This is a genomic window from Coleofasciculus sp. G1-WW12-02, assembly GCF_040219735.1.
In the GTDB taxonomy this organism is placed as follows: domain Bacteria; phylum Cyanobacteriota; class Cyanobacteriia; order Cyanobacteriales; family Coleofasciculaceae; genus Coleofasciculus.
Genome location: NZ_JAVJRX010000158.1, coordinates 1 through 6,687 on the forward strand (window position 1 = coordinate 1; position 6,687 = coordinate 6,687).

The following is a 6,687-nucleotide window of genomic DNA, read 5'->3' on the forward strand; positions in this document are numbered from 1 at the left end:
GTAGTCGAAATTAGAGGTAGGACAGCCGTGGGACACACGGTGGTTAAGCTTTCTGAGGGTAAAGGTTCCGTCCTAGAAGACGATAAACTCTGCCTCCCTGTGACGGAAGAATCCCCCGCGTTTTAACCGGGGGAGTGTCAAATACCTTTTCTTGGGGAAGCACGATCACCGAAATGCGTCAAAATTTCAGTACGGGTTTCCAGCTTTATCCCGCCGCTATAGAAGATGCTTTGACAGCATACCAATGGTTAATCAATGAGTCTGGTTTGAATTCCCTTAAAATTGCTATCGCGGGAGATTCTGCTGGTGGTAACTTGGTTCTAGAAACCTTACTCTCATTACGCAATGCTGAAAAAGCCTTGCCCAGTGCAGCTTTTGTCATCTCACCCTATGTAGATTTAGCTAGAACCGGTAAAACAATTCAAACAAAAGCCGATGTTGACTTAATGGTGACGCTGGATCTACTTGAGAGCATCAACAGTATGTACTTGCCGAGTGGTAATTTTCAAGATCCTGAAGTTTCTCCCCTCTATGCCGATTTGTCAAAGTTACCACCCCTGCTGATTCATGTAGGCACTGAAGAAGTTTTGCTAGACGACTCGCTGCGATTGGCACGACAAGCGGCTTTAGCAGGTGTGGCGGTAGAACTTAAAGTTTGGCACGGGATGATTCACTGTATGCATTTATTTGCTCCAATGCTCAGCGAAGCACGAGATGCAATTTCTGAAGCGGGAGCTTTTCTAAAGCATCATTTGAAGTAGGGAGATAAACTCCATGTTAATCCAGTTTCAATTGTGCAATAATAATGCCGATGATGGCTAAAATCCCAGTTGGATAGAAAGCATAGGTATAACTACCAAACAAATCCCGAATTTGTCCGATGGCTAGAGTTCCTAACAATGCTCCTGCTCCATAGGCAGTGAAAACTATCCCATAGTTCTTGGCATAGTCCTCTGGAGCAAACAGAATTAGAGTAGCTGTCGGTGCGATCGCTAACCATCCCCCTAAGCAAAGCCAGAACAGAGAAAAGGCAACCAGATAAGTCAAAGCTTCCCCCTCTCCCGCGTTGAGCATCAAAATCGAAGCAATCAGAATCAACACATAAGAGATCATTGCCGCTCCCTTTGGCTGAAGCCGATCCGTCAACCAACCAAAGAGGGGACGCCCGATTCCATTAAAAACGGCAAATAGAGAAACCGTAATCGCTGCGGTGGTAGCATCGAGTTTGATAATTTCCTGTGCCACTGGGCTAGAAATCCCGATCGCAGATAGTCCGACAAAAGTGCCGATGGTGTAGCAAACCCAGAGAGTATAGAAGGAAGGCGATTTCAATAGTTCTCGCCGCTGATTTGGGATTATTTCATTGATCCCTTTGGCAGTTCCTGTTTGGGGTTTCCATCCGACTGGGGGTAATTTGAGGGTCATTGAAATTACAAGGATAATTGCTGTTAAGCTAATCCCCAGAATCGTGAAGGTAGGAAGAACTCCATAAGCTACAATTAACGTTTTGGCTAGCGGTGCAGTCACTAAGGGAGAAAGTCCAAACCCGATCGCCGTCAATCCAACTGCCAATCCTTTGCGATCGGGAAACCATTTGGCTGAAACAGTCAGGGGAACACCATAGGCAATGCCAACTCCCGCACCAGCGATTACACCATAGGTAATCGTTAATAACGTGATATTCGTTGCTAGGCTGGAGAGTATATAACCAATTCCCGTCACCACGCCACCTATGGCGGTAATTTTGCCCACGCCAATCTTATCAATGTAAAATCCTGTAATTGGCATCAACATGGCATAGAGGACTAACAAGATAGTGAAAGGCAACACACTTTGGGTGGCGCTGATGCCAAATAAATCCTCTAGCGGTTTGCGAAAGATACTCCAAGAATAAACTGTTCCTAGACAGAGGAGAACCATCGAACCTAAGGGGATTAGAAACCATCTGCCTTTTTCTGCTGGTAACCCAAAAAGGCGAACAGATTGCCAGTTATCCATAACCTCTCCTGCACATAGCGGATCTCAGCCTAAGCTTTCGATCAGGATATCAGTGGTTAGGTAGGAATTCTAGTAGGAGGTGTCAGCAGGTTTAGAGCGTCGGTTCAGTATTAGCGGTTAGGGGTGGGGAAGAAGTAGCGAATTTTACCATTAAGCAATAAACCAAACTATTGGTCTCCCCCGTGCAAAAAAAGCGAAGCATCCTATGGCTTCCCCCTTCTTAAGGGGGACGGGAGGGGGATCTAAAGGGGGACGGAAAGGGGATCAAGAAGGGGGATCAACAGGTCACGTTTGATCAATAATTTCTGTTACTTTAACCTTAATTTGCCCCTGAGCTAACTGAATCTGTAATTCTTCTCCAGAAACGACACTTGCCGCATTACGGGCAATTTTTCCCTGTTCAGTACGCACCACAGCATAACCTCGTTTTAAAACATTGGTCGGGTCAAGGGTGGCTAACTTTTGCCCCAAAAATTGGCAGTGCTGAGTAGCTTGACTTATGCGCCAATTTATGTTATTGGCTAATCGCTGTCGCTGCTGTGCGATCGCGTGTTGTTCCTGCTGTAGCTGTCGGTCAAGGGGTAAGCGTTGGAGACGGTTTTTGAGTTGGTGTAATTGGTTGCGGGAGATATCCAGATGATGAGTCACCGCCTCATATAACGCTTCCTGACGCTGCTGATGTTCGCGCCGCAGTGTCGCCAACTCTGGCACTGCTCGTTCGGCGGCGGATGTGGGTGTATGAGCGCAAAAATCAGCCACTAAATCTGCCAAAGATTCATCCCGTTGATGACCAATCCCAGTTAACACTGGAATCGAACAATTCGCGATTGCTCTCACCACTCGCTCATCATCAAAGCCAACTAAATCCTCCGATGCACCACCCCCTCGCGACAAAATCACCAATTCAGCCCTCCCGTCTCGCTCAACTCGCTCAATCGCTGCCACAATCGATTCGGGTGCCAAATCCCCTTGCACTTGTGCCGGAGAAAACAACACACATAACCCAGGATACCGTTGTCGCAGGGTGCGGCGAATATCCCCCCAAGCGGCGGCTTGGGGTGAAGTGACTACCGCGATTGTTTGCGGATGCGTTGGTAGGGGGCGCTTGTTTTGGGCATCGAATAATCCTTCAGCCTCCAATCGTTGGCGAAGTTGGTTGTAGCGCAGCGCCTTTAACCCCTCTCCTCCCGGCAACGCCTGCCAAACCATAAGCTGGTATTGTCCCCGTTGCGGATAAATCCGGATACTGCCTAAAGCAATCAACTGTTCTCCGGATTGGGGGAGTTGCACCAGCTTACTTAGCACAGAGTTCCACACCACGCATTGAATGGATGCCTTGCCCTCTAGATCTTGCAGAGTGAAAAACATACCACTCCGATGGCGGTTCGCACTAGAGACTTCTCCTATTACCCAAACCTTCTGGAGTTGGGTATCCTGCTCTAACACCTCTTGAATATAGTCGGTTAACCCAGCAACGGAAAGGGTTCCCTCTGGAAGCGATGAATTATCATTTGTCATTTGTCCTTTGTCCTTAACTATATGCTCCCCCAGCTCCCCCAGCTCCCCCAGCTCCCTCGAACTTGCTGATTGACCCAACAGTGCTATAGTAGTACCTGTGTTCTATACTAGGGGAGAGGAAATGCTGTCAAATGTCTCTCTCCAGTCCAAGACTTGGGATCAAAACACAGTAACAGTTTGGCAAAATTTTGGCGTTGATGAACAATTTCCTGGCATTGACAAATTAGCATTTCTGTGATTTTGTTCCAAAAATCAGGTCACGTTAATCTCAACAGACAGTCGGCGTTAAAATAGAGCCAACTTTGTGCACCCATTCTCAGTCCATATCAATAACAGTTCTTGAGGCATCCATGGCTACCCCAATTACCAACAGTCCCGAAAAGGAAAAAGCCCTGAACTTGGTACTCAACCAGATTGAGCGTACCTTTGGCAAAGGTTCGATTATGCGCTTGGGAGATGCCACCCGTATGAAGGTGGAAACCATCTCCAGTGGTGCAATTACCCTAGATTTAGCCTTGGGTGGTGGCTTGCCCAAAGGACGGGTGATCGAGATTTACGGACCAGAAAGTTCTGGAAAGACAACCCTCGCCTTGCACGCTGTAGCAGAAGTGCAGAAGAGTGGTGGGGTCGCCGCATTTGTAGACGCTGAACATGCCCTCGATCCAACCTACTCATCGGCGTTAGGGGTTGACATTGCCAACCTTTTAGTATCTCAACCGGATAGTGGTGAATCCGCTCTGGAAATCGTCGATCAACTCGTGCGATCGGCGGCTGTAGATATTGTTGTGATTGACTCAGTAGCCGCCTTGGTGCCTCGTGCGGAAATTGAAGGCGAAATGGGTGATACCCAAGTGGGATTGCAGGCGCGTCTGATGAGTAAGGCGCTACGCAAAATTGCTGGGAATATTGGAAAATCAGGCTGCACCGTCATTTTCCTGAATCAGTTGCGACAAAAAATTGGGATCACCTACGGCTCTCCCGAAGTGACAACAGGCGGTAACGCGCTGAAGTTCTATGCTTCAGTACGCTTAGACATTCGCCGGATTCAAACGCTCAAGAAAGCCAGCGAAGGGGAATATGGAATTCGCGCTAAGGTCAAGGTGGCAAAAAATAAAGTCGCGCCACCATTCCGGATTGCTGAGTTTGACATTATCTTCGGGCAAGGTATTTCCCGGTTAGGATGTCTGGTTGACTTGGCTGAACAAACAGGGGTGATTAACCGCAAGGGCGCTTGGTATAGCTACAACGGTGATAATATTGCCCAAGGTCGTGACAATAGTGTCAGGTATATTGAAGAGAATCCTGAAATTGCCGCGACTATTGAACAACAAGTGCGCGAACAGCTTGAGATGGGAGCTATGGTGCCAGCGAATTCCATCAACCCAGACGAAAACGAGGAGCAAGAGGAAGCACAAGAACATTTTGAGGAAGATTAGATTAGCGGTTGTTTAGCTTTATCGCAGATTCATCTCACACCATAATCTAGGTTTGGTGTGAGATGAATTGCCAGTTTACGGGTTGGGAATTTGCCGACTGAAAAATCGATCTAAAATTTCTGAGCGTTGATGAGAGTTTAATTTAGGTAAAGCCGATTCTCCAGATAATTCTTCTAGCTGCGCTAGTTCTTGCAAAAATTGCGAGGTTCCTTTTTGATAGTCGCCTTCATTTCCTTTGACTTTCGCAGGTAACTCGAAATCTTCATCTGTGGCTTTTCTTTTTGAGGATGGGGAGGGTTCTGCGGAGGAGGAAACTTTGGAAGCTTTCAGTTTAGCGATAATTTCTGGAGAGGCGGAATCGAGCTTTTGGGTATCGTTGCAGATGAAAAAGTAAAAAGCCAAGGTGCTGAGTCGAATGCAATCGCCATCCTTAAGCGGTATATGCCCATGTACAGGTTCACCGTTGACATAGGTGCCATTTGTGCTTTTAAAATCGACCAGGTAAAATCCTTTATTTTGCAGATAGTAAATCGCCGCATGATGACGGGATAAGTGAGGATCGGGAATCGATATCGCCAATTGGCGATCGCGACCGATAGTCCAAATTCCCTGAGGTTGAAACAGGGTTTGGGTTTTCCCCTCTACCAGATTGGTCATCAGACAAGGTCGCTGACTTTGAATAATACCTGTCACAAAACGAATTGTTCGGCTCGAGAACGTTTTATGACCGGTTTTCTCAAGCTGGAGAATTTCATCGAGTAGACCCCGATGATACTCGTAGAGCTTCAGGAAAACCTGGTATAGACCCAATCGTTGTTCGATTTCCATAAAACGAGCCGACAATTCCTAAACAACCTAATACCCATTGATGGGAACTTTAACATCCGGATTGGTGTATCGTTTCGGATGAACTCCACAGGGTTAGAAATTTTACCTGGAGATTAAAAGATCTAAGTAGGTTGGCTGTTGCCTCACAGATCTGTCGAGTTCAAGCCAATCTTAACCTATGGCTTACGCTCTGCCCGTTGTTCTAGGCGAAATAGCCAAATCATTAGGGCGACGATGCCAATTTGTAGCCCCAGATTCGGAAATGCTGTCCCCACTTCTCGACCTGCAATTAACTGTGCCAGGAAAACGAGTCCTCCAATAAAGCCAGAGGCACCAAATGCTACATAGATAAATTTTCTCAGTCCTCGATAGGGTGCTTTTGCCTCAGCTTTCAGTCGAGCGTATTTTTCCGGACTCATCTGTCGGGATTTGAGGTTCGACTGGGGCTGGCGATTGTTTGGGGTGGAATGGGTCATGAGTTTCGTTGATCGTACCTCTCTAGCTTAATGGTGACATGAGTATCCCCACCTTGGGCAGTGAATTATGCCAAACCTTGCTTTAATATAAAAAATGTATCTTTGGAGTAACCTGATCACAGGGTTAATGCCAGAGAAGGAAAAAGATGCCGTTACTTGCGCTAAAGCTTGCTATAGTAGTCAAGTGATGCCGGTGTAGCTCAGTGGTAGAGCATTCGATTCGTAATCGAACGGTCAGCGGTTCAAATCCGCTCATCGGCTTAATGTCAAGGTACGGAAAATAGGAAGGACCTGAAGGGGTGACAAGCAGCTCAAAAGCTTGACAGACAAAGCATTTTCCCCCTCAAGCTTCAAAAAGATGAGAGCTTATTGACAGGTTTATTGAGAATAAAAAGGTAAATGAGAATGATAATCACAGAGAGTAAGTACCA

At 46.8% G+C, this 6,687-nt stretch carries 6 protein-coding genes and 1 tRNA gene; 3 read left to right on the forward strand and 4 right to left on the reverse strand.

The annotated features are described in order from the left end of the window. The first annotated feature begins 173 nt into the window (after positions 1 to 173). Positions 174 to 761 (forward strand): alpha/beta hydrolase fold domain-containing protein, encoded by a 588-nt coding sequence (locus RID09_RS25415; RefSeq protein WP_446338702.1) that lies wholly within the window; start codon positions 174 to 176, stop codon positions 759 to 761. Between the two features lie 16 nt (positions 762 to 777). Here the strand turns inward: RID09_RS25415 and RID09_RS25420 are convergent, their stop codons facing one another. Together RID09_RS25420 and xseA are read right to left on the reverse strand one after the other, a co-directional pair. Then, the gene (locus RID09_RS25420) at positions 778 to 1,998 is read right to left on the reverse strand and encodes an L-lactate MFS transporter (RefSeq protein ID WP_446338703.1); all 1,221 of its coding nucleotides are present in this window, start codon (positions 1,996 to 1,998) and stop codon (positions 778 to 780) included. 285 nt (positions 1,999 to 2,283) lie between these two features. Continuing rightward, complete coding sequence (xseA, locus tag RID09_RS25425; protein ID WP_446338704.1) at positions 2,284 to 3,516, reverse strand: exodeoxyribonuclease VII large subunit; 1,233 nt, start codon at positions 3,514 to 3,516, stop codon at positions 2,284 to 2,286. A 350-nt stretch (positions 3,517 to 3,866) separates the two neighbouring features. Here xseA and recA point away from each other — a divergent pair, with 350 nt between their 5' ends. Continuing rightward, the gene (gene recA / locus RID09_RS25430; RefSeq protein ID WP_446338705.1) at positions 3,867 to 4,952 is read left to right on the forward strand and encodes a recombinase RecA; all 1,086 of its coding nucleotides are present in this window, start codon (positions 3,867 to 3,869) and stop codon (positions 4,950 to 4,952) included. 75 nt (positions 4,953 to 5,027) lie between these two features. Here the strand turns inward: recA and RID09_RS25435 are convergent, their stop codons facing one another. Continuing rightward, complete coding sequence (locus RID09_RS25435; RefSeq protein WP_446338706.1) at positions 5,028 to 5,780, reverse strand: FHA domain-containing protein; 753 nt, start codon at positions 5,778 to 5,780, stop codon at positions 5,028 to 5,030. Between the two features lie 176 nt (positions 5,781 to 5,956). After that, positions 5,957 to 6,256 carry a DUF3493 domain-containing protein gene (locus RID09_RS25440; RefSeq protein WP_446338707.1) on the reverse strand — a complete coding sequence of 100 codons (300 nt, stop codon included), beginning with the start codon at positions 6,254 to 6,256 and terminating at the stop codon, positions 5,957 to 5,959. A gap of 189 nt (positions 6,257 to 6,445) precedes the next feature. Between RID09_RS25440 and RID09_RS25445 the strand changes: the two genes are divergently transcribed. Then, positions 6,446 to 6,517 (forward strand) — tRNA-Thr (locus RID09_RS25445). Positions 6,518 to 6,687 lie beyond the last annotated feature (170 nt).